The 23,917-nt window shown below is 59.3% G+C and carries 20 protein-coding genes; 16 read left to right on the top strand and 4 right to left on the bottom strand.

Annotated features, from left to right (window positions below):
- Positions 1 to 40 precede the first annotated feature (40 nt).
- Complete coding sequence (locus BLU28_RS14315; protein ID WP_004437703.1) at positions 41 to 1,006, bottom strand: glycosyltransferase family A protein; 966 nt, start codon at positions 1,004 to 1,006, stop codon at positions 41 to 43.
- Positions 1,007 to 1,123: 117 nt separating this feature from the next.
- On the opposite strand from BLU28_RS14315, the gene BLU28_RS14310 reads away from it, so the two are divergent.
- The 10 genes from BLU28_RS14310 (at position 1,124) to BLU28_RS14265 (ending at position 13,737) form a co-directional block, all read left to right on the top strand.
- On the top strand, positions 1,124 to 2,602 hold the full coding sequence (locus BLU28_RS14310; protein ID WP_022563430.1) for a lipopolysaccharide biosynthesis protein: 1,479 nt from the start codon (positions 1,124 to 1,126) through the stop codon (positions 2,600 to 2,602).
- Between the two features lie 371 nt (positions 2,603 to 2,973).
- Positions 2,974 to 4,122, top strand: a complete 1,149-nt coding sequence (locus tag BLU28_RS14305; protein WP_022563429.1) for an acyltransferase family protein — start codon at positions 2,974 to 2,976, stop codon at positions 4,120 to 4,122.
- Between the two features lie 4 nt (positions 4,123 to 4,126).
- A complete protein-coding gene (gene exoK / locus BLU28_RS14300) occupies positions 4,127 to 4,918 on the top strand; it encodes an endo-1,3-1,4-beta-glycanase ExoK (RefSeq protein WP_004437693.1) in 792 nt (263 codons plus the stop codon).
- A gap of 65 nt (positions 4,919 to 4,983) precedes the next feature.
- Positions 4,984 to 6,165 (top strand): glycosyltransferase family protein, encoded by a 1,182-nt coding sequence (locus tag BLU28_RS14295; protein WP_022563428.1) that lies wholly within the window; start codon positions 4,984 to 4,986, stop codon positions 6,163 to 6,165.
- Positions 6,166 to 6,182: 17 nt separating this feature from the next.
- Positions 6,183 to 7,181: a glycosyltransferase family 2 protein gene (locus BLU28_RS14290; protein ID WP_004437687.1), complete on the top strand. Its 999-nt coding sequence runs from the start codon at positions 6,183 to 6,185 to the stop codon at positions 7,179 to 7,181.
- A complete protein-coding gene (locus tag BLU28_RS14285) occupies positions 7,178 to 8,122 on the top strand; it encodes a glycosyltransferase family 2 protein (protein WP_034500209.1) in 945 nt (314 codons plus the stop codon). The genes BLU28_RS14290 and BLU28_RS14285 overlap by 4 nt, the downstream gene beginning before the upstream one ends.
- Entirely contained in the window at positions 8,122 to 9,117 is a 996-nt protein-coding gene (locus BLU28_RS14280) for a glycosyltransferase family 2 protein (RefSeq protein WP_022563426.1), read from the top strand. The genes BLU28_RS14285 and BLU28_RS14280 overlap by 1 nt, the downstream gene beginning before the upstream one ends.
- Positions 9,118 to 9,184: 67 nt before the next feature.
- Positions 9,185 to 10,090 carry a UTP--glucose-1-phosphate uridylyltransferase gene (locus BLU28_RS14275; protein ID WP_004437677.1) on the top strand — a complete coding sequence of 302 codons (906 nt, stop codon included), beginning with the start codon at positions 9,185 to 9,187 and terminating at the stop codon, positions 10,088 to 10,090.
- A gap of 108 nt (positions 10,091 to 10,198) precedes the next feature.
- Positions 10,199 to 12,547, top strand: coding sequence for a polysaccharide biosynthesis tyrosine autokinase (locus BLU28_RS14270; protein ID WP_175477700.1), 2,349 nt, complete (start codon positions 10,199 to 10,201; stop codon positions 12,545 to 12,547).
- Positions 12,548 to 12,792: 245 nt separating this feature from the next.
- Entirely contained in the window at positions 12,793 to 13,737 is a 945-nt protein-coding gene (locus BLU28_RS14265) for a 2-hydroxyacid dehydrogenase (RefSeq protein ID WP_022563425.1), read from the top strand.
- A gap of 17 nt (positions 13,738 to 13,754) precedes the next feature.
- On the opposite strand, the gene BLU28_RS14260 is transcribed toward BLU28_RS14265, so the two are convergent.
- Positions 13,755 to 16,718, bottom strand: a complete 2,964-nt coding sequence (locus tag BLU28_RS14260; RefSeq protein WP_022563424.1) for a PAS domain-containing protein — start codon at positions 16,716 to 16,718, stop codon at positions 13,755 to 13,757.
- 364 nt (positions 16,719 to 17,082) lie between these two features.
- Between BLU28_RS14260 and BLU28_RS14255 the strand changes: the two genes are divergently transcribed.
- The 3 genes from BLU28_RS14255 (at position 17,083) to BLU28_RS14245 (ending at position 20,235) form a co-directional block, all read left to right on the top strand.
- Positions 17,083 to 18,081 (top strand): ABC transporter substrate-binding protein, encoded by a 999-nt coding sequence (locus BLU28_RS14255; protein WP_022563423.1) that lies wholly within the window; start codon positions 17,083 to 17,085, stop codon positions 18,079 to 18,081.
- 212 nt (positions 18,082 to 18,293) lie between these two features.
- Positions 18,294 to 19,181 (top strand): ABC transporter permease, encoded by an 888-nt coding sequence (locus tag BLU28_RS14250; RefSeq protein ID WP_006698119.1) that lies wholly within the window; start codon positions 18,294 to 18,296, stop codon positions 19,179 to 19,181.
- Positions 19,174 to 20,235: a quaternary amine ABC transporter ATP-binding protein gene (locus BLU28_RS14245; protein WP_077987886.1), complete on the top strand. Its 1,062-nt coding sequence runs from the start codon at positions 19,174 to 19,176 to the stop codon at positions 20,233 to 20,235. Before BLU28_RS14250 ends, BLU28_RS14245 begins: the two co-directional genes overlap by 8 nt.
- Here BLU28_RS14245 and BLU28_RS14240 read toward each other — a convergent pair.
- Positions 20,227 to 21,456 carry a TIGR03862 family flavoprotein gene (locus tag BLU28_RS14240; protein WP_034500204.1) on the bottom strand — a complete coding sequence of 410 codons (1,230 nt, stop codon included), beginning with the start codon at positions 21,454 to 21,456 and terminating at the stop codon, positions 20,227 to 20,229. The two genes, BLU28_RS14245 and BLU28_RS14240, sit on opposite strands and share 9 nt — an antisense overlap.
- Positions 21,457 to 21,524: 68 nt before the next feature.
- On the opposite strand from BLU28_RS14240, the gene BLU28_RS14235 reads away from it, so the two are divergent.
- The 3 genes from BLU28_RS14235 to BLU28_RS14225 all read left to right on the top strand — a co-directional run bounded on the left by BLU28_RS14235 (position 21,525) and on the right by BLU28_RS14225 (position 23,552).
- Positions 21,525 to 22,112 (top strand): IMPACT family protein, encoded by a 588-nt coding sequence (locus BLU28_RS14235; RefSeq protein ID WP_022563421.1) that lies wholly within the window; start codon positions 21,525 to 21,527, stop codon positions 22,110 to 22,112.
- Between the two features lie 137 nt (positions 22,113 to 22,249).
- Positions 22,250 to 22,918, top strand: coding sequence for a pseudouridine synthase (locus BLU28_RS14230; protein WP_022563420.1), 669 nt, complete (start codon positions 22,250 to 22,252; stop codon positions 22,916 to 22,918).
- A gap of 7 nt (positions 22,919 to 22,925) precedes the next feature.
- On the top strand, positions 22,926 to 23,552 hold the full coding sequence (locus BLU28_RS14225) for a class I SAM-dependent methyltransferase (RefSeq protein WP_022563419.1): 627 nt from the start codon (positions 22,926 to 22,928) through the stop codon (positions 23,550 to 23,552).
- Here the strand turns inward: BLU28_RS14225 and BLU28_RS26335 are convergent, their stop codons facing one another.
- Positions 23,553 to 23,738, bottom strand: coding sequence for a hypothetical protein (locus BLU28_RS26335; protein WP_004437649.1), 186 nt, complete (start codon positions 23,736 to 23,738; stop codon positions 23,553 to 23,555). It lies immediately after the preceding gene.
- Positions 23,739 to 23,917: the final 179 nt, after the last annotated feature.

Genomic DNA, 23,917 nt, shown 5'->3' with positions numbered 1-23,917 from the left:
TGGGTGAAAAACATATAAATTGTTGCGGGCGAAAATTCGCTCATCTGGAGCGGACGATTTTTCCGGCGCCGAGTTCGAAAGCGGCGCGCAGCAGTGCCGGATCGCGCATTGCCCATTTTAGCAGCAAACCGAATTCGGGAGCCTTGCGCCGTTTCAGGTTGCCAGCCTGGCTCCAGAGAGCCTGTTTGCGCGCGGTGTTTTTATAGGAAGCGATGGACGCCACGTCGGCCGGCCGGCGAGAAAAACGTCCCTCCAGCGTATCGAGCGCCACCCAGGTATTGAACTGCTGGCGCAGGAATTCCGGCGAGGTATTGTCGATGCTGTGGAAGATATTGACGCCCATGCCGCGCATCGCGCCGGCGTCGTCACAGAGCAGTGTCCGCTTCGATGCAAGGATGGAATCGCAGAAAAACAGCACGTCTTCCGCCGCCAGTCTGAGCGCCGGATCGAAACGGATCTTCTCGAAAAGAGGACGACCGATCACCATGCAGGAGAGATGCAGGAAGCTCCAGTTCCGCAGCATGACGCTTGCGAGATCCGGCAGTTCGATCACCAGCGGCTTCTCCGAAAGCCGTGCCGCACCCTCATTCTTTTCCAGCTCGGAAATGGCGAAATGATAATAAAATTCGTCACTTGCCTGCATGGACGCCCAGTAGCACTCGCCGCCATAGGTCGTGAGCGCAAAGGCCGCATTCCGCAGATGATCGGGCGTCCAGATATCGTCGGAATCAAGAAAGGCAACGTAGTCGGTGCCGTCAGGCACATTGTCCAGACCGGTGTTGCGGGCGCCGCCCGGGCCGGCATTGGCCTGCTTAATGACAAGAATCCGGTCTTTCTGTTCCTGCGAAAGTTCCGCAAGTTCCTGATCGATCGGGTATGGCGATTCGTCATCGACGATGACAAGATCGAAGTCTTGGTAGGTCTGCGCAAAAACCGATGCGAGTGCACGTCCCAGGACACCGTGCTGCTTTTGATAGTAGGGAATGACGACAGTAAATCTTGCCATTGTTTCGCCCCTTGCGTTGATCAAGAAGTGTCGGGCCCGATCCTAAAAGCGGCCCCGATGGTATCGGCAACTCCCAACCGGCTTCCTCCCGCCGGCCTCCAGAAACAGGATGCTTGTATGCCCCCAGCGCCAAATGTAAAGACCATCACCACGAATGTCGGCTGGAGCGTTTTATCAAAAACAGGGACATTCGGGCTTAAATTTGTCACGGTCCCTATTCTTGCAAGGCTGCTTTCCCCGGAGGAATTCGGGGTGGTAGCGGTAGGACTAACGGTTGTACAGTTCCTGACCATGATTGCCGGCGCGGGGCTCACCTCCGCTCTCATCGTTGAGAAGGAAGAGGATATGGAAACGATCCATACCGTCTTCTGGGCTAATCTGGCGATCTCCTGCTCCATGGCAGCCGTCCTCTACATCTGGGCGGAATTTTTCGGCGGACTGCTGGGGGCGGTGGAAAGCGCATACCTGCTGCGCATCATGGCATTCCTCATTCCATTGCAGCTTGCCGGCGATGTCGCCTATTCGCTGCTGGCGCGACGGATGAACTTCAGCAAGGATGCGCTCTGGAGCATGGCCTCGGAGAGCATCGCAGCGATTGTCGCGGTCGCGCTCGCCTTCATGGGGTTCGGCGTCTGGGCACTTATCATCCAGCTTTTTGCCGCAGCTCTCATCCGTCTCGTCGGGCTTTATGCCGTTTCCCGCTATTGCCCGCGTTTTGTCATGAAGCCACGCCGGCTGGTGCCGCTTCTCGGCTTCAGTTCGGGGCTGATGGGCTCGGAAATCGCCAATTTTGTCACCTTCCAATCGCCGATGGTGGTCATCGCCCGTCACCTGGGTCTGGCGGATGCCGGCGCCTATTCCGCCTCCAACCGTTTCGCCAGCATTCCCAACCAGGTGGTTTTATCCGCCGTCATGGGGGTTCTGTTTCCCGCCTTCAGCCGCATGATGGACGACCCGCAGCGCCGTCGTGATGCGTTGATGTTCAGCACGCAGGTGCTGACCGTACTGCTCGCGCCCATGATGTTCGGTCTCTGGGCCGTGGCCGAGCCGGCCATGCTTGTCATCTTCGGCCAGAACTGGGCCTATGCCTGGCCTGTCCTCGGGCTGCTCGCCCTGTCCAAGGCCATTCTCACACCGTGCAGCACCTTCATCCCGTATCTGAAGGGTGCTGGTTACGGCCGCGTATTGTTCTGGTCGGCGACGATCCGCGCCATCGTCACCACGGTGGCAGTGTGGCTCGCCGCACTTTATGGCACGCTGATCGACGCCATGGTCTGGCTTTGCATCGTCAACGCGGTCACACTGGTCGCTTACTCCTGGGCCGTGTTCAAGGCCAGCGACACGCCTTTCTTCCGGGGCCTTTATGTCAGCAGTCGGCCGATGATCGCCGCTTTCGTGATGGCCGTTGCGGTGCGCTATCTGCTTCACCTTCTCGCCGATCGCATTCCCAATGCCACCCTTCAGGTTCTTATCGGTGGTGCCGTGGGCGGCGCCATCTATGCAATACTGATTCTGCTGACTGAACGTGCCCTGCTGGGAAAAATCCTGGGCATGGTCAAATCACGGCGTATGCCGAATACCGCAACCCAAGGTTAGAAATATCACAAAAAAATGCGCCTCATTTCTGCCGTTAAGGGGCCTTGCCACGGTGATTTTTCTCGCCGTGGCAAGGTGGGTTCGGCGCTCTTTTTGCAGCGCAACATCACGGCAAATGACAAATTCGCACGCTTCAGAGATTTTTAATGAAGCGTGAGTTTAGATAAAATTCATTTATTTCAATCGTTTAATTTTTTCACGCGATAGAAACTGCGCTGACGCCAGACATTCACCCGCAAAATCTAATCTTGTGTTTTTCCCGCGTCGCCACATTTTATCCCAAAGTCGAAACCAGACTTCCCAGTGCGGGCTTAAGTTCGCTCTGGTTGCAACGCGGCGTGGGGAGACGCCGCCCAATAGGGGTGACTGATGTGACTGTCGATCAGAACCTATCCTCCCGTATCAACTTGATGCGCATATTGCTGATTTCAGGAATCGTGTTCGTGCATGTGCCGCACAATGCCGAAACCAGCCCCTTTCTTGGCCTTTACGGCTTTTTCGACTGGCTGCGGGTTTTCCTTGGCGACGCGCTGTTTCGCATCGGCGTGCCCTGTCTCAGCGCCATTTCCGGTTATCTGCTGTTTCGCCGCGGCATGAGCGCTTTCGATTATCCGGCGACGATCCGCTCCAAGACGAAAACCGTGCTGCTGCCATTCCTCTTGTGGAATGGCGCACTGTTTGCCGCCGTGCTGCTGATCCAGCTGTTCGAGGTTGGCGTCGGATATTTTCCCGACCTATGGAACGCCAGCCCGCGCGAAATACTCAGCCATGGTACGGCGCTGGAAGAGCTGCCGGTGAATGTGCCGCTTTATTTCCTGCGCGACCTTTTTGTCTGCATTCTGCTGTCGCCGGTGCTCGCATTTCTGATGCGCCGCTTTGCGCTGCCGACGCTCGTAATCCTGCTGATCGTCACGGCCATGCCAGACCTGAAGATCTTCATTGTCCAGAAAAAATCCATCCTCTTCAGCTTTTCGCTCGGCATCGCGCTTGCGCTGCACCGGGTCGACGTCAAGGCACTTGATCCTTATGCCCTGCCGATCATGTTGTTGACATTTGCCGCGTCGGCCATTCTCGCCACAGGTCTCTATTTTACTGGCCCTGAATTCACATTCTGGCTGAATATGTCGCGCAATCTGCTCGCGGTCTTCGGCGCGCTCGGCTTCTGGGTGTCTTCATCGATCTTGATCCGCAGCCGGCTTGGTCAGAGGCTTGCCGAGACCGGCAGTCTCAGCTTCTGGATATTCTGCGCCCATTATCCGCTGCTGGTCATCATGTGGATGGTCTGGAACAAGGGCGGGCCGGATTTCTATCCGGCTTTCTACATCAGCGCGACGCTTTGCGCCTTCGTCATTTTGGTGATCAGCAATGCCCAGACCCGCAAATACCTGCCGGCCGTCTATGCCGTATTGACCGGAAGCCGCAGCGGCAAAGGCAAGGCAAAGGCCGAATTCGCGGCCAAACGGGCTTCCACGATAGGCCCACCCACATCCGAAACACTTTATTCGCAACGACAGAGGTGAACCAATGACAACATTTGTCACCCGCGTTCAGACACGCATTCTTCTTGCCGCCGCCCTCACTGCAACGGCATTCACGGCCCCCGTCAACGCCCAAGAGGGCAATGGCACGTCCTTCATGGAGAATTTCGACCAGATGGACAGAAGCTTCTGGTACGTTTCTGACGGCTGGAACAATGGCGCGCACCAGAACTGCACCTGGTCGAAGAAGCTGGCAACGGTGGAGAACGGCCAGCTGACGCTGGGCTTCGAGGAAGCCAAGGCTGGCGACCGCAACTTCGCCTGCGGTGAAATCCAGACCAAGGGCCGTTATCGTTACGGCACCTATGAAGCGCGCATGAAGGCCGCCACCGGCCCTGGCCTGAACTCCGCCTTCTTCACCTATATCGGCCCGACCGACAAAAAACCGCACGACGAAATCGACTTTGAGGTTCTTGGCAAAAATACCGGTCAGGTGCAGCTCAACCAATATGTGTCCGCCAAGGGCGGCAATGAGAAGCTGGTGCCGGTGGAAGGCGGGGCCGATGCCGGCTTCAACGACTATGCCTTCGTCTGGGAACCGCAGCGCCTGCGTTATTACGTCAACGGCAAGCTCGTTCATGAGGTGACGGACGCGACGAAAATTCCGCAGAACGCCCAGAAGATTTTCTTCAGCCTGTGGGGCACCGATACGCTGAAGGACTGGATGGGCAAGTTTGCTTATGCCGGGCCATCGCAGATGGTCGTTGACCGCTTCGCCTTCACGGCGCTCGGTGACAAATGCCAGTTCCCGGAAAGCATTGCCTGCGCTCTGAATTGACCGATTTTTTTGAACCAAATCCTGTGCTGCGGCGTCTTTGACCCGCGAACCGACCGGAACCCTGCATGATCCATATTCTCTACCTCGCGCATGATCTGTCAGACCCCGCCATTCGTCGGCGGGTGCTGACGCTGCTTGCAGGCGGGGCGCGGGTCACGCTGGCCGGTTTCCGGCGCGGACAGAACCGGCTGGCGGAGATCGAAGGCGTCGTACCCGTCGTGCTCGGGGAAACCGCCGACGGGCAATTTCTGCAGCGCATGGCGGCAGTGGCGAAAGCCAGCCTTTCGCTCGGCAAAGTCTTGAACGGAATTCCGGCACCCGACGTCGTTCTCGCCAGGAACCTCGAAATGCTGGCTCTGGCAAAGCGCGCCATGTCGATCTATTCCGGCCGCCCGGCGCTGGTTTACGAATGTCTCGATATTCATCGCCTGCTGCTCAACGAAGGCAAGCCCGGACAGATGCTGAATGCCGCGCAGCGTTATTTCGCACGCGACGCAAAGCTTCTGGTGACAAGTTCCCCGGCATTCGTGGAGCATTATTTCAAGCCCGTGTCGGGCCTCGACCTTCCTGTCCTGTTGCAGGAAAACAAGGTGCTGGCGCTCGACGACACCGTTGCCGCCACGCCAAGACCACGGGCGCCCGCGCCCGGCGAGCCATGGAAAATCGGCTGGTTCGGCGCGCTTCGCTGCCGCAAATCGCTTGAAATTCTCGCTGAGTTCGCTCGCCGCATGGAAGGCAGGGTCGAAATCATCCTGCGTGGCCGGCCGGCCTATTCGGAGTTTGCTGATTTCGATGGCTTCGTGGCCGCAGCGCCGCATGTGCATTTCCATGGGCCATACAGGAACCCCGAGGATCTAGCCGCGATCTATAACGAGGTGCAACTTACCTGGGCGATCGACTTTTTCGAGGAAGGCCAGAATTCCAGCTGGCTGCTGCCCAACCGGCTTTACGAGGGCTGCCTTTACGGCGCTCTGCCGATTGCACTTGCTGGCACGGAAACGGCTCGCTTCATTGAAAAACGCAATATCGGCTTTGTCCTGCAACAGGCGGGCGCTGACGATCTTGCCGCCCTCTTCAACCAGATGACCCCGCAAACCTATGCGGATGCCTTCCACGCCCTGTCGGCAACAGACAGGAAACAATGGCTGACCGACCGCGACGATTGCCGTCTGCTGGTGCAGCAATTGTCTTCTCTGGCCAAATCCGCTTCCGGCCACGCCCGTGAAGCGCAGTTTTCACCCGTGTAGTGCGTAGGGGGCAAATCATGGAAGGTCCAGGTCATTCCGGCATCAGAACGCTGATCGTCATACCCTGCCTCAATGAGGCGAAGACGATCGAGGGGTTGCTTGTCAAATTCACCGGCGCAATGCAGGGGCGCCTGTTCCGCATCGTCGTCGCCGATGGCGGCAGCACGGATGGAACGCGCGATATCGTTGCCGCCTTTGCGGCAAAGGACGAACGCGTCACGCTTCTCGCTAATCCGAAGCGTATCCAGAGCGCCGGCATCAACCTTGCCGTCGCCACCTTCGGCGAGGATTTCGATTATCTCATCCGCATCGACGCCCATGGCGATTATCCCGATGATTATTGCCAGCGGCTGATCGAGGATGCGGAACGGACGGGTGCGGACTCCGTTGTCGTTGCGATGGATACGGTCGGCCACGGCCTGTTCCAGAAGGCGACTGCCATTGCCCAGAATTCCAAGCTCGGCAATGGCGGTTCCAAGCACCGCGAAGGCGCAAAAGGCCACTGGATCGACCACGGCCACCACGCGCTGATGCGGATCGCAGCTTTCGATGCGGTAGGCGGTTATGATGAGAGCTTCAGCCACAACGAGGATGCGGAGCTGGATTTCCGGCTGCGCAAATCCGGGTTCCGCATCTGGATGACCGACAAGACCCGCATGACCTATTATCCGCGCGCCAGCGTCATGCCGCTCTTCAAGCAATATCTCGCCTATGGCCGCGGCCGGGCGAAGAACCTGTTGAAACATCGCTCAATCCCGAAAATCCGCCAGATGATTCCGCTCGCCGTGCTGCCGGTCTTCATCTTCGCGCTGCTGTCGCTGGTGCATTGGGCAGCCCTTATTCCGCTCGGCCTCTGGATTGCCGCATGTGTGGGTTATGGCTTGTGGATGGCAATAGGTCAGAAAAATCCATACGGCCCGCTCGCCGCTTTTTCGGCAATGGTGATGCATCTGGCCTGGTCCACCGGCTTCTGGCTGGAACTCCTGAAATTCCGGGGAAGAAAGGCTGTCTCATGACCGACAACACCGTCACCGGCACGCAATATCTCAAGACCGTCGATATCGGCATCTGCACCTACAGACGCCCGGCGCTTGTCGCCACACTTCTGTCACTCTTCGAGCTGGATGTGCCTGAAGGCGTGAAAGTTAGGCTGATTGTCGCCGATAATGACGAGGAGCCCAGCGCAAAGGCAAGCGTCGATCGCCTGCGCGAAACCGCCCCCTTCGAGATCACCTATGTGCATTGCCCGAAATCTAATATTTCGATTGCCCGCAATGCCTGCCTGTCGGAATGCAAGGCGGATTATCTCGCCTTTATCGATGACGACGAAACGGCGCCGCCACACTGGCTGGCCGCGCTTCTGGAAAAGGCAGACGAGACCGGTGCAGAAACAGTTCTCGGCCCCGTCACTGCGGTTTACCGGGACAACGCGCCGGGCTGGATGAAACGCGGAGATTTCCACTCGACCGTTCCGGTCTGGGTCAATGGCGAGATCATCACCGGTTATACCTGCAACACGCTGCTCAGGATGGAAGCGCCATCGGTAAAGGGCCGGCGCTTCGCGCTGGCGCTTGGCCAGACCGGCGGCGAAGACACACATTTCTTCTCGCATCTCCACGCCGCTGGCGGCCGTATCGTCTTTGCGGAAGACGCTGTCTTGTCGGAGCCGGTTCCGGAAAATCGGGCAAGCTTTCTATGGCTTGCCAAGCGCCGGTTCCGTTCCGGCCAGACCCATGGACGGGTGCTGGCTGAAAAGAAACCCGGTGCGCGCCGCGTCGTCCAGGTGGTGAAAGCTGGTTCGAAAGTGCTTTATTGCGCTCTTTTTGCCGCCTTGAGCGGTTTCAATGCCGTACGCCGCAACCGTTATGCGTTGCGAGGCGCGCTGCACATGGGTTCGATGAGCGGCGCCTTCGGTGTGCGCGAAATCCGCCAATATGGTGCCGTGGAGGCGACCTGATGGAAAACCTCACCTCTTCGCCAGACATCAGCTTCGTCATCGCCGCCTATAATGCCGCCGATACGATTGAGGCCGCGGTTCAAAGCGCGCTCGATCAGCAGGGCGTGACGCTGGAAGTAATCGTCGTCGACGACCGCTCCGCAGACGATACCATTCCCTTCGTTGAAGCGATCGCCGCAATCGATCCGCGCGTGCGGCTGCTTGCGCTCGAAGAAAACCGCGGTCCAGGCGGCGCCCGCAACGCTGGCATCGAGGCCGCGACGGGGCGCTGGATCGCCGTGCTCGACTCCGACGATGTCATCCGCCCGGAGCGCTCCGCCTGCATGATGTGCCGGGCAGAAGCCGCCAACGCTGACATCGCTGTCGATAATCTCGATGTCGTCTACACCGATGGCCGGCCGATGGAGACGATGTTTCCCGAAGAGTTTCTGGAGGAACGGCCTGTTCTCACGCTGGAGGACTTCATTTCCTCCAACATCCTGTTCCGCTCCACCTTTAACTTCGGCTACATGAAACCGATGTTCCGGCGCGATTTCCTTAATAACGAAGCACTGCGCTTCCGTGAGGATATCCGCATCGGCGAAGACTATATTCTTCTCGCCTCGGCGCTTGCCGCTGGCGGCCTCTGCGTCATCGAACCGAAGCCGGGTTACATCTACAATATCCGCGAAGGTTCGATTTCCCGCGTCCTCGAACTTCATCACGTCGAAGCGATGATGCGAGCGGACGAAGAATTTCTGAGCCACTACACCTTGCTGCCGGCCGCCATGGACGCGCAGCAGGCGAGAGCCCGCAGCCTGCGGCTGGCGCATAATTTTTTGACTTTGGTGGACAACATCAAGCGCCGCTCGGTACTCGGCGCCTTGAAGACCACAATCCGAGATCCTGCCGTGCTGGGGCACCTGAGAATGCCGATTGCAGTGCGGCTGAGGAGGCTGCGGGACGCCGTGTTTGCGCCCGCAGCGAATACAGGGGTGAAAAGGCAGATTTCATAAAATTTGCGCGCGGACCATGTCTGCGCGGGGACTGGGGACAGATCAAACCTTGATGAAGGAGAACGCGATGGACCTGAAGAGAACTGTCAGAAAAGCCGTCATTCCGGTAGCCGGCAACGGCACGCGGTTTTTGCCCGCCACCAAGGCGATGCCAAAGGAAATGCTGACGATCGTCGACCGGCCGGTCGTTCAATATGCCGTGGATGAAGCCATGCAGGCCGGCATTGAGCACATTATTTTCGTCACGAGCCGCAACAAGACCGCCATCGAAGACTATTTCGACAGCGCACCTGAACTCATCAACACGCTGACCCGCTCCGGCAAGACCGTGCAGGTGCTGCAGCTGGAAAAGATGCTGCCGGTTGCCGGCACCGTCAGCTATACCCGCCAGCAGGTGCCGCTCGGCCTCGGCCATGCCGTCTGGTGTGCGCGTGAACTGGTCGGCAAGGAGCCTTTTGCACTGCTGCTGCCTGACATGGTCTCCTATGGCGCGCGCGGCTGCATTGCCGGTCTGATGGAGCTTTACGATGAAGTCGGCGGCAATATTCTCGGTGTCGAGGAATGCCTGCCGGAAGAAGTTTCGTCCTATGGCGTCGTCGGCGTCGGCCAGAAGGTCAATCACGGCTTCGCCGTGACCGAAATGGTCGAAAAGCCGGAACCATCCAGGGCGCCTTCGAATTATTACCTGAATGGCCGTTATATTCTGCAGCCGGAAATCTTCGATATTCTCGCCAAGCAGGAGCGCGGCGCGGGCAACGAAATCCAGCTGACCGACGGCATGAAGCGGCTCGCCGAAAAGCAGGCCTTCCATGCGCAGAAATATAGCGGCCGCACCTTTGACTGTGGCAGCAAGCAGGGCTTCATCGCCGCCAACGTCGCCTTCTCGCTGCTGCGCGCCGACATGGAAGCGCAGGTTCTCGCTTCGGTGAAGGAACTGGTGGCAAACCACGAAAGCCGCGTGCAGGCGGCCTGACTTTCATCGCGCCGCCGGGGGAGGCGGCCGGCGCACCAATAACGGGAGGCGGGAAGGCGAGAGTTGCTCGGCTTCCCGCGTACCATTTTTAATTCACAAGGTAGGTCCATGCACCACAAGACCTTTAAATCCAATATCGGTTTTCCGGAATCCGGCAAGGATTCCGACACGTTCATCGACCTCGACCGCCTGTGGGCCGCCGTGGTGCGCCGTGCCAACGTCATTGCCGCCTCCGTCATTGCCGCCGTAGTTTTGGCCGGACTTTACCTGGTGCTTGCGACCCCTGTTTATACGGCGATGACGCAGGTGCTGCTCGATGAAAGCCTCTCCCGTTATGCGGAAGAGGAATCGCCTGTGCCCGCTGCCCAGATCGTCGACAACCGCATCGCCAGCGCCGTGGAAATCCTGAAATCCAAGGAAATGGCGCTGACCGTGGTGGACAAGGCCAAGCTTGACGAGAACGACACCATCGTCAATCCGCCGATGTCGCCGGTCGAGCTCGTCAAATCCTCCGTGCGCGGTATCCTCGATCTCGTCCTGCCGGGCGATCCGCCGGTCTCCGAAGCCGCAATCCGTGCCGGGCGCCGCGAAAAGGGTGCCGCCGTGCTGCAGCAGTCGCTGACTGTGGAGCGGGTCGGTCGCAGTTCCGTCATCGCAATCTCCACCCGTTCGACTGACCGCCAGCTGGCCGCACACATCGCCAAGACCTACGCGCAGGCCTATCTCACCGAGCAGCTGAACGCCAATTTCGACGCCAGCGAGCGGGCCTCTGTCTGGTTGCAGGAACGCCTGACCGACCTTAACCAGCGCGCCCAGGCGGCAGAGCTTGCGGTGCAGAAATTCAGGTCCGACAACAATATCGTGTCCTCGCGCGGCGAACTGATGTCGGAAGGCCAGCTTGCCGATCTCAATGGCCAGCTGATTGCGGCACAGGCGGATGCCGCGACGGCCTCCGCCCGTTACAATCAGTATAAATCCATCATCGACCGCGGCCCGGAAACGGCCGTCGACAACGCCGTCGTCTCGGCCCGTGATACCGACAATTCCGTTATTCAGGATCTGCGCAAGCGCTACATCACCATTTCCGACCGGCAACGGGGCATTGTGCAGCAGTTCGGAGCAGACCATCCGCAGGCAGCCGCGCTGGACGCCGAGAAGAAAGAAGTGGCGCAGCAGATCTTCCAGGAACTGCAGCAGCTGACCGGCAGCTTCAAGAACGAATACGACGTCGCAAATTCGCGCGTACAGTCGTTGCGCGACAGTATCGACAAGGTGGCTGGCCGTAATTCGGAAGCCAATATCACCATGGTGCAGCTGCGCGAGCTCGAGCAGCGGGCGACGGCCCTGCGCACCCTCTACCAGTCCTATCTCGGACGCTTCGAAGAGGCTTCGCAGAAGCAGTCGCTGCCGATCGCCAAAGCCCGCATCATCTCCGAGGCCGGTCTTCCCACATCGCCTTCCAGCCCGAAAAAGACCATGACAATGGCGCTTTCGGTCGTATTGGGCCTGATGCTGGGTGGGGGCATTGCGGCACTTCTCGAATTCCGCGACCGCTTCTTCCACACCGGCAACGATGTGCGTGATAACCTGCGCATGCGCTTTCTCGGCTACCTTCCCTTCATCGGCGAAAGGGGTGTGGAAAACGCCAAGACCGGAAACAGCGCCGCAACCCCCGGCGGCGAAAACGCCACGCTTGAGGACAGCGGACAGGTTTCGTTCCAGAAAATGCTGCGCCTCGCCGTTGACAGTCCGCGCTCCAGTTTTGCGGAAACGCTGCGCAACGTGAAACTGACGGCGGATGTCGTTATTCAGGAGCGCCAGTGCCGGGTCATCGGCGTCATTTCCTGCCTGCCGAATGAGGGCAAATCGGTCGTTGCGCTCAACCTCGCGGGCCTGATCGCCTCCACCGGCAAGCGCACGCTTGTGGTGGATGCCGACATCCGCAACCCGGGTCTCAGCCGCATGCTGACCACGCGCCAATCCGCCGGTCTGGTGGAGGTCGTGCTTGATGAGGTGCCATGGACGCAGGCGGTGAAAGTGGACACGCGCACCAAGATGGGCATTCTGCCGGTTTCGACCAGCAACCAGTTCGCCCATTCAAGCGAATTGCTCTCCTCTTCCGGCATGCGCAAGTTTATCGACTCGGCTCGCGAGGCCTGCGACTACATCATCGTTGACCTTGCACCCGTTGTGCCCGTCATCGACGCCAAGGCCTTTGCGCCGCAGGTGGACGGCTTCGTCTTCGTCACCGAATGGGGCAAGACACCGATCCAGATGGTGCAGAACCTGATGGCCAACGAACCGCAGATCGCCAACAAGACGCTCGGCATCGTGCTCAACAAGACCGACATGACGGAACTGCAGCGTTATGCCGGACCTGGCGGTTCGGAGCATTACCACGAGTCGTTCTCGGCCTATTACGGCGATGCAAAGCCGCCGGTGAAAGAAGATGCGTAGTGGCAGAGATTTAACAGGCCGGTTGCATCCACACTCCGTCACCCCGGCCCCCGAGCCGGGGTCCAGCCAGCCCAAGTCCTTGAGCTGAAAGAAGTCCTGGCGCCGCGCAGACGCGCGGCGGCTGGATACCGGATCTAGTCCGGCATGACGGAAGAATCACAAATTCCCCTATTCCACCCATGGCATTACCCGCCGAAATTGCGCATTGATGGCGTCACGCAAAAATCGCAAGCAGGACCAATGCCATGTCTTCACCAATCGCCTTTGTTTCACGGATGAATGCAGAGACGGAGGCCGTTTGGAAACAGGCGCTGCGCGCCGCCATGCCGGAGGAGGAGATCCTCTCCTTTTCCGAATTGACGGATGAGCAGCGGCGGGCAGTGGAATTTGCCATTGTCGCCAATCCCGATCCGGCCGATATCGCCGCTCTTCCGGGCCTCAAATGGATCCACAGCCTGTGGGCGGGCGTGGAGCGGCTGGTGCTGGAACTGGGCAGCAAGGCTCCCCCCATCGTTCGGCTGAAGGACCCGGAACTTTCCCGCGTCATGGCCGAAGCGGTGCTGGCATGGACCTATTATCTGCAGCGTGACATGCCCGCCTATCGCGAAAATCAGCGAAAGGCGCTCTGGCAGGAACTGGATTACCGCCACCCCGGCGAGATGACCATCGGTCTCCTGGGGCTCGGAGCACTCGGCGCGGCCGCGGCGGAGCGCCTTATCCATGCCGGCTTCAACGTCGCAGGATGGAGCCGTTCGGCCAAAACAATCGAAGGCGTGGAAACGTTGACCGGCGATGCAGGGCTGCAGGCATTGCTGGAAAAAAGCGACGTTCTCATCTGCCTTGTGCCGCTTACCGATGCGACGCGCGGTCTTCTCGATGCCCGCCGTCTCGCCGCAATGAAACAGGGCGCGGCAGTCATCAATTTCGCCCGCGGCGCCGTCATCGTCGCCGATGCGTTGATAGCGGCACTCGATTCCGGCAAGCTCTCGCATGCCGTACTCGATGTCTTCGAACAGGAGCCACTCCCTGCGGCTTCGCCATTTTGGCAGCACCCCAAAGTTACCGTCCTGCCGCATATTTCCGCGCCGACAAGCTGGGAGAGTTCGGCGCGGATCGTGGCCGGCAACGTCCGCACATGGCGGGAAACAGGCAAGCTGCCGGAAACCGTCGACATGGACCGCGGTTACTGAGCCGGCATCAAGGCGGCCTATTCGGCCGCCACCGGCCTGGCCGTATGGGCCTTTTCTACGGCGGCAATGATCTGCTGTTCATCGTAGGGCTTGGTGAGCAGGACTGCGCTTTCCGGCGCCCCCTCCGGCAGATGGCTGTCGCCCGTCGCAAAGACGATGGCAAGACCCGGCCTGCGGCGCAAGGCCTCCACCGCCAGTTCACCGCCCTTCATGTCCGGCAGGCCGATATCTGTAACGAGAACGTCGATCTGCTCCGATTCGATAACCTTCAGCGCCTGCGCCGCGTTGCCAGCCTCAACAACGGCAAAGCCGCTCTCCGAAAGCATCTCCATGGAATTCATCCGGATCAGCTCGTCATCCTCGACCAGAAGAACCTGGATTGACCGCTCCCGGTTGTCGACCGCCATGGCGGGTTCGGGGATTTTCGAAGAACCAGGCCGCGCCCTCGACAGCGAAACCTGCTTGCGGTTGGCTATGACGTGGCGGATGCGCCGCGCCAGCGCTTCACGCGTATAGGGTTTGGATAGCAGTTCCACACCTGCATCCAGCTTGCCGCCATGCACAATGGAGTTTTCGGTGTAACCCGAGGTGAAAAGAACGGCGAGATTGGGCAACCGCTCCTGCGCGCGACGCGCCATTTCCCGGCTTTTCAAGGGGCCTGGCATCACGACGTCGGTGAAGATGACATCGATCGGAATGCCGCTTTCCACCACCGTCAAACCCGCCTGTGCGTCGCGTGCGGTCAGCACCCTGTAACCGAGATCGCTCAGAGTTTCGACGACAGTACCGCGCACTTCTTCATCGTCCTCAACCACGAGGATCGTCTCCGTACCACCTTCGACAGGGCCGTTATGCACCACGACCTCCCTGTCCTCATCGGCTGCGGAACGCGGCAGATACATTTTCACCGTGGTGCCCTGCCCCACCTCGCTATAGATGTTCACATGCCCGCTGGACTGTTTGGCGAAACCATAGACCATGGAAAGGCCAAGGCCCGTGCCCTTGCCCTCGGGCTTGGTCGAGAAGAACGGTTCGAAGACCTTTTCGAGTATCTCCGGCGACATGCCCGAACCCGTATCGGTGACCGCGAGCATCACATATTGCCCGGCCGTGACCTCGGAATGTTTGCGGGCGTAATCGCGGTCGAGAACAGCATTGGCTACCTCGATGGTGAGCTTTCCGTGCCCTTCCATGGCATCGCGCGCGTTGATCGCGAGATTGAGAAGCGCGTTTTCCACCTGGTTGGGGTCGGCATAGGTGTTCCAGAGGCCACCTGACGTGATGACCTCCACCTCGATCGCCTCACCAAGCGAGCGGCGAAGCAGGTCATCCATGCCGGTTACGAAACGGGCGATATTGATGACCCGCGGCTCCAGCGCCTGACGGCGGCCGAAGGCCAGAAGCTGGCTCGCGAGCTTCGCGCCACGTTGGACGCCCGCGAGCGCATTCTCCAGCCGGCGCTCCGCACGTTCATTGCCGATCACATCTTTCGCCAGCAATTGCAGATTGCCGGCGATCACCTGCAGTAGATTGTTGAAATCATGCGCCACGCCACCGGTCAGCTGACCGATCGATTCCATTTTCTGCGCCTGCTGAAGGGCCTTTTCGGTCTGACGGCGCTCCGCCATTTCAGCTTCGACCCGGGCTTCCAGCCCCTCATTCAGTTGCCGGAGCTGCTCTTCCGCCCGGATGCGATGGCGAATTTCACGCTCAAGGTTGCTCGCATGTTCCTTGAGGGTATCTTCGGCACACCGCTGCTCGGTGATATCGGTGTGAACGCCGACCCATTCGGCAATAGCACCTGACTTGTCGAAAATCGGCACGCCGCGGATCGCGAAAGTACGATAGACACCGTCATGTCTGCGCACGCGATGTTCCCAGATATAGGTCGATTTTTCCGCGACCGCCTTGTTCCAGCTATCGACTGAACCCTGCCTGTCTTCCGGATGAACGGCGTCCGCCCACCCAAAGCCCTGATATTCTTCGGGCGTCTGGCCCGTCAACGCCGCCCATGCCGGTTGCTCACCCAGCATCCTGCCTTCGGCACTGTTGGTCCACAGCACACCGTGCACGGCCTCCACCGCCGCGCGGAAACGGTTGTTGCTGATGAGGATTTCCTGCTCCGAGCGCTTCCGCTCCTCGATATCGATGATCAGGACATAGATGCCGTCGACGGAGCCGTCGGCAATGTAGCGCGGAACATACCGGATTTCAGCGGCGCGCTTGGTGCCATCCGGTCTGCTGATGACGGTATCCGAAACGATCTTCTCACCGGCAAGCGCCCGGTCGAGATAGGCCTTGCGCGCATCGAAAAATGCCTCGCCGACAATCTCGGGAACGCTGCGCCCGATGACGTCTTCACCACTTCGGCCGAACCATTCGAGATAACCGTCATTGGCAAATTTATAGATGTAATCGCGATCGACATATCCGACCAGAATGGGCAGGGCGTTGGTGAGCCGGCTCAATTCCTTGCGGCTCTGCTCCATAGCCTCAACGGCTTTCACCTTGTCGGTATTTTCGAGCACGGTGCACAATACGCCATCAACCGTGCCACCTTCATTATAGATAGGCGTGTAAAACAGGTCGAAGATCACCTCTTCCGGTATGCCATGTCGCATAAGCGTCATTGGCTGGTCGCGATATGCCAACACTTCACCGCGAAAACCGGCTTCGAGAATGCGGCTGTTCCAGTCCCAGATTTCCGGCCAGATGCCGGGCACCGTGCCGCCCAGCGCCTGCGGATGGTAATTACCGGCGATCTCCGCATAACCGTCATTGTAGATCATCACATGATCGCGGCCCCACATCAGCACCTGCGGAATAGGTGAATTGACGACGGAATTGGCTTTTTGCCTCAGATTTTGCGGCCAGTCGCAAATCGAACCAAGCGATGTCTTCGACCAGTCGAAGCGGCGCACAAGCTCACCCGTTTCACCGCCGCCGATGGGCCATACCGGGGCAGCACGAAGATTGGTCATTCAAAATCACCACAAAAATCGAGAAGAAATCTCCCGTAATACAGAACGGGATAAAAGTCCAAGAGAACAGAAACTTCGCCTGATTGTTCCCAGACTTTTCAAAAAAATGAAAAAGTTCCCTCGCTTGTGAAATATCATTGATGCGCCGCTAAACAACTATATGTTTCAATATCTTAATTCCGAAATTTTCGCTAATATGGCCCCGCGATCGCGCCTTCGTCCGGCGAATGGCATCCTCAATACGCCAGAAATTGCCGCAAACGGGATGGCGACAAAAGATTTATTAAGCCTCAATAAGGGTGCTGGCGGTCGCGGTGCCGTCAGCGCCCGGGTCATCGCCACACCGCGACCAGAGGGAACAACAATGAAAATACTTTTGGGTGCCACAATTCTTTCCGCCGGCTTCGCCTTTTCAGGCAGCGCAGCCTATGCCGCCGACTGTGGAAACGTAACAATCGCCAGCATGAACTGGCAATCCGCTGAAGTTGCCGCCAACCTGGACAAATTCATTCTCGAAAAAGGCTATGGCTGCTCCGCCGAAATCGTTACCGGCGATACGGTGCCGACACTGACCTCCATGGCCGAAAAAGGCCAGCCGGATATCGCACCTGAGGCCTGGGTCAGCCTGCAGCCGGAAATCGTCAAGCAGGGTCTGGAAGGCGGCAAAGTGGTCGCGGCCGCAAAAATCCTTTCCGATGGCGCTGTTCAGGGCTGGTGGATTCCGAAATACGTCGCTGACGCCAACCCCGATCTCAAAACAATTCCTGATCTTTTCAAGCATCCCGAGCTCTTCCCATCGCCTGAAGACAAGTCCAAGGGTGCTGTGTTCAACGGCCCGCAGGGCTGGGGCGGCACAGTCGTCACCGCGCAGCTGTTCAAGGCGTTTGGCGGCGAGAAGGCCGGCTTCACCCTCGTGGACACCGGCTCTGCCGCAGGTCTCGACGGCTCCATCGCCAAGGCCTATGAAGCCAAGCAGCCCTGGGTCGGCTATTACTGGGCGCCCACCTCCCTGCTCGGCAAATACGAAATGGTGAAACTTGGATTCGGCACTGAGTACGACGCGGCCGAATGGAAACGCTGCACATCCGTTGCCGATTGCGCCGATCCGAAACCGAACGCCTGGCCGATCGACGACGTACAGACGCTGGTCAGCAAATCCTTTGCCGATCGTGCCGGTCCGGCAATGGATTATCTCAACAAGCGCGCCTGGACCAACGCCACCGTCAACAAGCTGATCGCCTGGATGACGGATAACCAGGCCACCGGCGAAGACGGCGCCAAGCAGTTCCTGAAGGAAAACGAAGCCCTGTGGAAGGGCTGGGTCTCGCCCGAGGTCGCGGAAAAGGTCAAGGCCGCCCTTTAAAAAGCGCGTTCTGACATATCTGCCCGGCAACCGGCGTCTCCCGCGGCGACGCCGAACCGCATCGGCTACCCGGCTTTGGCTGATAACGATGCGCCGGTTCAACAGAGCGTTCCGCCCATGCGTCCAGTTGGCCGCGCGGCGCTCTGGCGATTTTACTCCCGGAGTGCGGAGGACATCGATCCCCGCCTCCGGTTCGTCATGGAGAACAGGATATGGAATGGCTTTTCAAATTTCCGACCATGAATGACGATGCTCTGCGCGCGCTGAAAAAAGTCATCGACGAGGGGTTCCGGGCCTTTACCCGAACCTATGGCGGCGCAATCGAGGGGTTGTTCACCCCACTCCAGAGCTTCCTCATCTGGGCGGAAAGGCTTTTGATCGGCGCGCCCTGGCCGGTCGTTATTCTTATTGTCGGCGCTCTTGCCTGGTTCGGCAGCCGCAGCGCCACCATTGTTTCGCTCTGTTGCGGCATTCTCTTCGCCATCGGCTGGTTCGGCATGTGGGAAGACACGATGAAGACGGTTTCGATGATCTTCGTCTGCGCCGTGCTGTCCATCATCGTCGGCCTGCCCATCGGCATCGCCATGGCACGGTCCAACCGCCTGCAGAACGTGATCAACCCCGTTCTCGATGTGATGCAGACGATGCCGAGTTTCGTCTATCTTATTCCCGTCGTCATGCTGCTCGGCATCGGCCGTGTCCCAGGTGTCATCGCCGTCGTCATCTATGCCATTCCGCCGATGATCCGGCTCACCAATCTCGGCATCCGCATGGTCGACCGTGACGTTCTGGAGGCGGCCGATGCCTTCGGCTCCTCCAAACGCCAGAAACTTTTTAAAGTTCAGCTGCCGCTCGCGCTGCCCACCATCATGGCCGGCATCAACCAGACCATCATGATGGCGCTTGCCATGGTCGTCATCGCCTCCATGATCGGCGTGCAGGGCCTCGGCCAGCCGGTGCTGAAGGCCATCGCCAACCAATATTTCACGCTCGGCGTGTTCAACGGGCTTGCCATCGTCGGCATCGCCATCATTTTCGACCGCATCAGCCAGGCCTATGGCCTTCGCCTGCAAAAACACCGGGAAGTGGCGCATGGCTAGTCAATCGATCGAAATTCGCAGTCTTTACAAGATTTTCGGCTCCAAAGCGGGGGATCATGTCGAAGCCGTCAAAGCCGGCATGTCCAAATCGGAACTCAACGCCAAGCACGGCCATGTGCTCGGCCTGCGTGACATCAACATCACCATGCCGGGCGGGCAGATCACCGTTATCATGGGCCTTTCCGGCTCCGGCAAATCCACGCTGATCCGCCATGTCAACCGGCTGATCGACCCGACCGCCGGCGAAATCCTCTATGGCGGCACAGACGTGTGCAGCCTCAACGAAGCGGATCTTCTGGAATTTCGCCGCCACAAGACGGCGATGGTGTTCCAGAAATTTGGTCTCCTGCCCCACCGCAACGTGCTGCAGAATGTCGTCTACGGCCTTGAGGTGCAGGGCGTCGACAAGCGCGAGCGCGAAGAAAGGGCAGAGGTCTGGATCAGGCGGGTCGGCCTGGAGGGCTTCTCCAACCATTACCCCAACCAGCTCTCCGGCGGCATGCAGCAACGTGTGGGTCTCGCTCGGGCGCTCACCAACAATGCCGAAATCCTGCTCATGGACGAGGCCTATTCGGCCCTCGATCCGCTCATCCGCGTCGACATGCAGACGGTGCTGCTGGAACTTCAAAAAGAGCTGAAGAAGACCGTGGTCTTCATCACCCACGATCTCGACGAAGCGCTGCGGCTGGGTGACAAGATCGCCATTCTGCGCGACGGCGAAATCATCCAGCAGGGAACGGCCGCTGAAATCGTCATGTCGCCGGCGGATAGTTATATCGAGGCCTTCGTGGAAGAGGTCAATCGCGGCCGCGTCATTCGCCTTGGCGCCGTGGTGCAGCCGGAATTTGCCGGCCAGTCCCGCCTTCAGCTCGATGCGGATATGACGGTTGAAGAGGGCCTGCGCGCGCTGGTCCGGGAAAATGTCAGCAGCTCCACGGTCGTCGGAGAAAACGGCAAGGCGCTTGGTGCAATCACCACCGATGCCATCATGCGCTGCCTCGTCCGAACCGCACATGGTGAGGAAGCAGGCATGGCTGAACGTTTGTCAGGCTGAGCCTTCGAGCCACGCGGCCATGCCCTTTGCGGCCGCCTTGCCGGTGGCGAAACAGGCGGTCAGGAGATAACCGCCGGTGGGCGCTTCCCAATCCAGCATTTCCCCGGCAGCAAATATGCCGGGGAGCTTTTCCAGCATGTAGTTTTCATCAAGGCCGCTCCACGCGATACCACCGGCGGACGAAATTGCCTCGGCAATCGGCCTCGTCCGCAGAAGCGGAATCTCCGCATGTTTTATTCTCGCGGCGACGAATTCATCCGGCATGCCCGCGATATCGGGAAATATTTCCCGCAGAAGCCCGACCTTCACGGCAGACAGGCCAGCCGCCTTACGCATGCGGTTTGCGAAACTTTCCTTCCTGACGAGCCTGCCCAGATCACGGCTAAGTCGTTCCACCGTACGTCCGGGCGCAAGATCAATCGCCAGCGACGCTTTCCCTGCTTCTTCCAACCGGTCTCGCAGGGCGGCGGAATGGGCATAGATCACGCTGCCCTCAATGCCGTGCTTCGTTATCACGAATTCGCCCTGAAAGGCCCCCGCCGGCGAAATGGTGATTGTGGATTTCACCGCTTCACCCGCAAAACGCTCACGGAAGACATCGCTCCAATCAACGTCAAAACCGCAATTGGCAGGGCGGAATGGAGCGAGCTCTACACCCCTGGCCGCAAGCACCGAAACCCATGCGGCATCGGAGCCCAGACGCGGCCAGCTTGCGCCGCCGAGTGCCAAAAGAGTGGCGTCGGCCTTGACGGCAATCTCGCCCTCCGGTGTCGCGAAAACCAGGTGCTTGCCGGAAAAACCCGTCCAGCGATGCCGCGTCCTGATGGGCACCCCCTGCGCCTCCAGCCGGGCGAGCCATGCCCGGAGCAACGGTGAAGCCTTCATGACGGTGGGAAACACCCGGCCCGAAGTGCCGACGAAAGTTTCCTGCCCTAGCCCCTGCGCCCAGTCGCGCAGCATATCCGGCGTGAAATCATCGAGAGCGGCGCGCAGCCTCGGTTCCGCATCACCAAACCGGTGACAGAAACTGTCGTAATCTTCGGCATGGGTGATGTTGAGACCGGATTTTCCGGCCATCAGCAATTTGCGCGCCACGGTCGGCATCGCCTCGAACACCGTCACGGCATGGCCTGCCGCCGAGAGCATCTCCGCCGCCATCAGCCCCGCCGGTCCGCCGCCGATAATCGCGACCTGCCTCGCCTCGCCCAAAACCCTCTCCATTGCCATCTTCACCGTTGAAAGCCTTATAGCGATTTCCGCAGGCGAATATATGCGATATTGAAGCGCCCATGTTCACGCTCGACCGCCCCGTCACCTTTTCGCAGGATATAAAGAAAAGCCGCTTCATCGCCTTTGCCGCGCCGGTGACGGGTGAAGAGGATGCGAAAACATTCCTCGCGGCACATTCCGATCCCGATGCAAACCATAATTGCTGGGCCTGGCGAAGCGGTCAGAACTATCGTTTCAGCGATGACGGCGAACCCTCGGGAACGGCCGGTAAACCGATCCTTCAGGCTATCGACGGTCAGTCACTCGACAATGTCGCGGTTCTCGTCATCCGCTGGTTTGGCGGCATTCTGCTCGGCAGCGGCGGGCTGATGCGCGCTTACGGCGGCACGGCGGCCGCCTGTCTTCGCCTCGGCGAGACGTCACCGGTCATCGCTTATGTCAGCGCCACGCTGAGTTGCCCTTTCTCAGACCTGGCACTGGTGAAATCACGCCTTTCCGCCACGCTGAACCTGCGGCTTGAGAGGGAGGACTTTACCGGCACCGGCGCGGATATGCTGCTCTCGGTTCCGGCCGTGGAAGCCGAACGACTGACCCGGCTGCTTAGCGACCTGACCAGCGGACGCGTCAATCTCCATATTCCCGACTAGAGTTTTCGCTTTTCTTCGAATCGCGGAAACACTCTAACTCTTTATTTTGGCGCATTTCCGGTCGGAAAACCGGGGCCACCTTTCCTGGAAATGCTCTAGCGCCTGTCCGAATGCGCAATTCGTGCTAAGGAAGCGACATGTCATCCGAGCTTTCCAACCCTATCTATAATCCGCCACTCGACCCTTGGCTCACCATCGTGCACCGCGATGACGATCTGCTGGTGCTTGATAAGCCGAGCGGGCTGTTATCGGTGCCGGGGCGCGATCCGGCGCTTTCCGACAGCCTCATGACGCGTGTGCAGAAGCAGTTCCCGAAAGCGCTGATGATCAACCGGCTGGACAAGGACACCTCGGGCATCGTGCTGATGTCGCTGAACCGCAAGGCGCACGCCGCAATTGCGTCGCAGTTTGAAAACCGCCAGACGCGCAAATCCTATGTTGCCATTGTCTGGGGAGAGGTTGAGGGAGAGGCCGGAGAAGTGGACCTGCCGCTCGCCATCGATCCCGAGAACAAGCCCCGCCACCGGGTCGACCACGAAAATGGCAAGTCCGCGCAGAGCCTGTGGCAGGTGCTGCAACGACTGCCGCTTCCAGCGACGCGGCTGGCGCTCACTCCCCTCACCGGGCGCACCCATCAATTGCGGGTACATATGAAGGCGCTTGGCCATCCCATTCTCGGCGATGAATTTTATGCCGAAGGTGAGGCGCTCTCCGCCGCGCCCCGCCTGATGCTGCATGCGCAGGAAGTGGCATTCCGTCATCCGGACGGCCGGGATGTCATCTATACCGTGCCCTCTCCGTTCTGAGGTCGATATGAAGGAACAAAACGAAAGTTTCGTGGTGGATTTCGTCGGCGGCGCGGTTGGGCACCGTTTTCGTTCCGGCGAAGGGCGCGGACAGGCACTGCCCAAGGCCGCAGGTTTCACCAAGGGCCGCACGCCAAAAATCGTCGATGCCACGGCTGGCCTGGGGCGGGACGCCTTCCTGCTCGCATCGCTCGGGGCTGACGTCACCCTCATCGAGCGCTCGCCGGAGATGCACGCACACCTCGCTGACGGCATTCGTCGTGCACTGGAAGCCGGCGGCGCTTATGCCGACGCGGCAGCGCGCATGACTCTGCTCCACGGCGACTCCCGGCATTTGCTGAAAGAGCTGTCACCGGAGGTGGTGATTGTCGACCCCATGCATCCGCCGCGCCACAACACGGCGTTGGTAAAAAAAGAGATGCGGGTGCTGAGAGAACTGGTCGGCGCCGACCCGGACCAGGTTGAGCTGATGGAGGCTGCGCTGGAGAATGCGACGAAGCGGGTGGTTCTGAAGTGGCCGCTCCGCGCCGACCCGATGCCGGGTATTCGCAAGCCATCACATCAGATACTGGGTAAGAACACCCGCTATGATGTCTTCATGATCTTCGGAAAATCCCACGACGAGGATGAATGATCAGCGGAAGTTCGGCTTTCGCTGCGCGTTCATCAGAAGCTCATGCCGCGAGGCGAACTCGCCGAACAGCTTTCTGAGCCTAACTTCCTCAGCCTTGTCGAGCCGATAACGGCGGCAGAACTCCGCCACGTTGAGGATCGGCTTGGTTCTGTTCGCGTCTATGGTCTTGTTGTCGATGATTTGCATGGCGCCCTCCGTATAACAGAGGCCAAACGCAGCGCACGGCTCACGGTTCCCTATGAATTCGCATGGATGAGAAAAGAGCGTGACGCCTGCACACGCAATGATCAAGTTTTCTTGAAACTGTCGAAGGAAACGAAATCCTCCCCAAATGGTTTCCTGCGTAACCTAAACGACGGAAGGGA

It is taken from the genome of Agrobacterium pusense (genome assembly GCF_900102105.1).
GTDB lineage: Bacteria > Pseudomonadota > Alphaproteobacteria > Rhizobiales > Rhizobiaceae > Agrobacterium > Agrobacterium pusense.
Note: the sequence above shows the minus strand (reverse complement) of the source record. Positions and strands in the feature narration are given on the sequence as shown.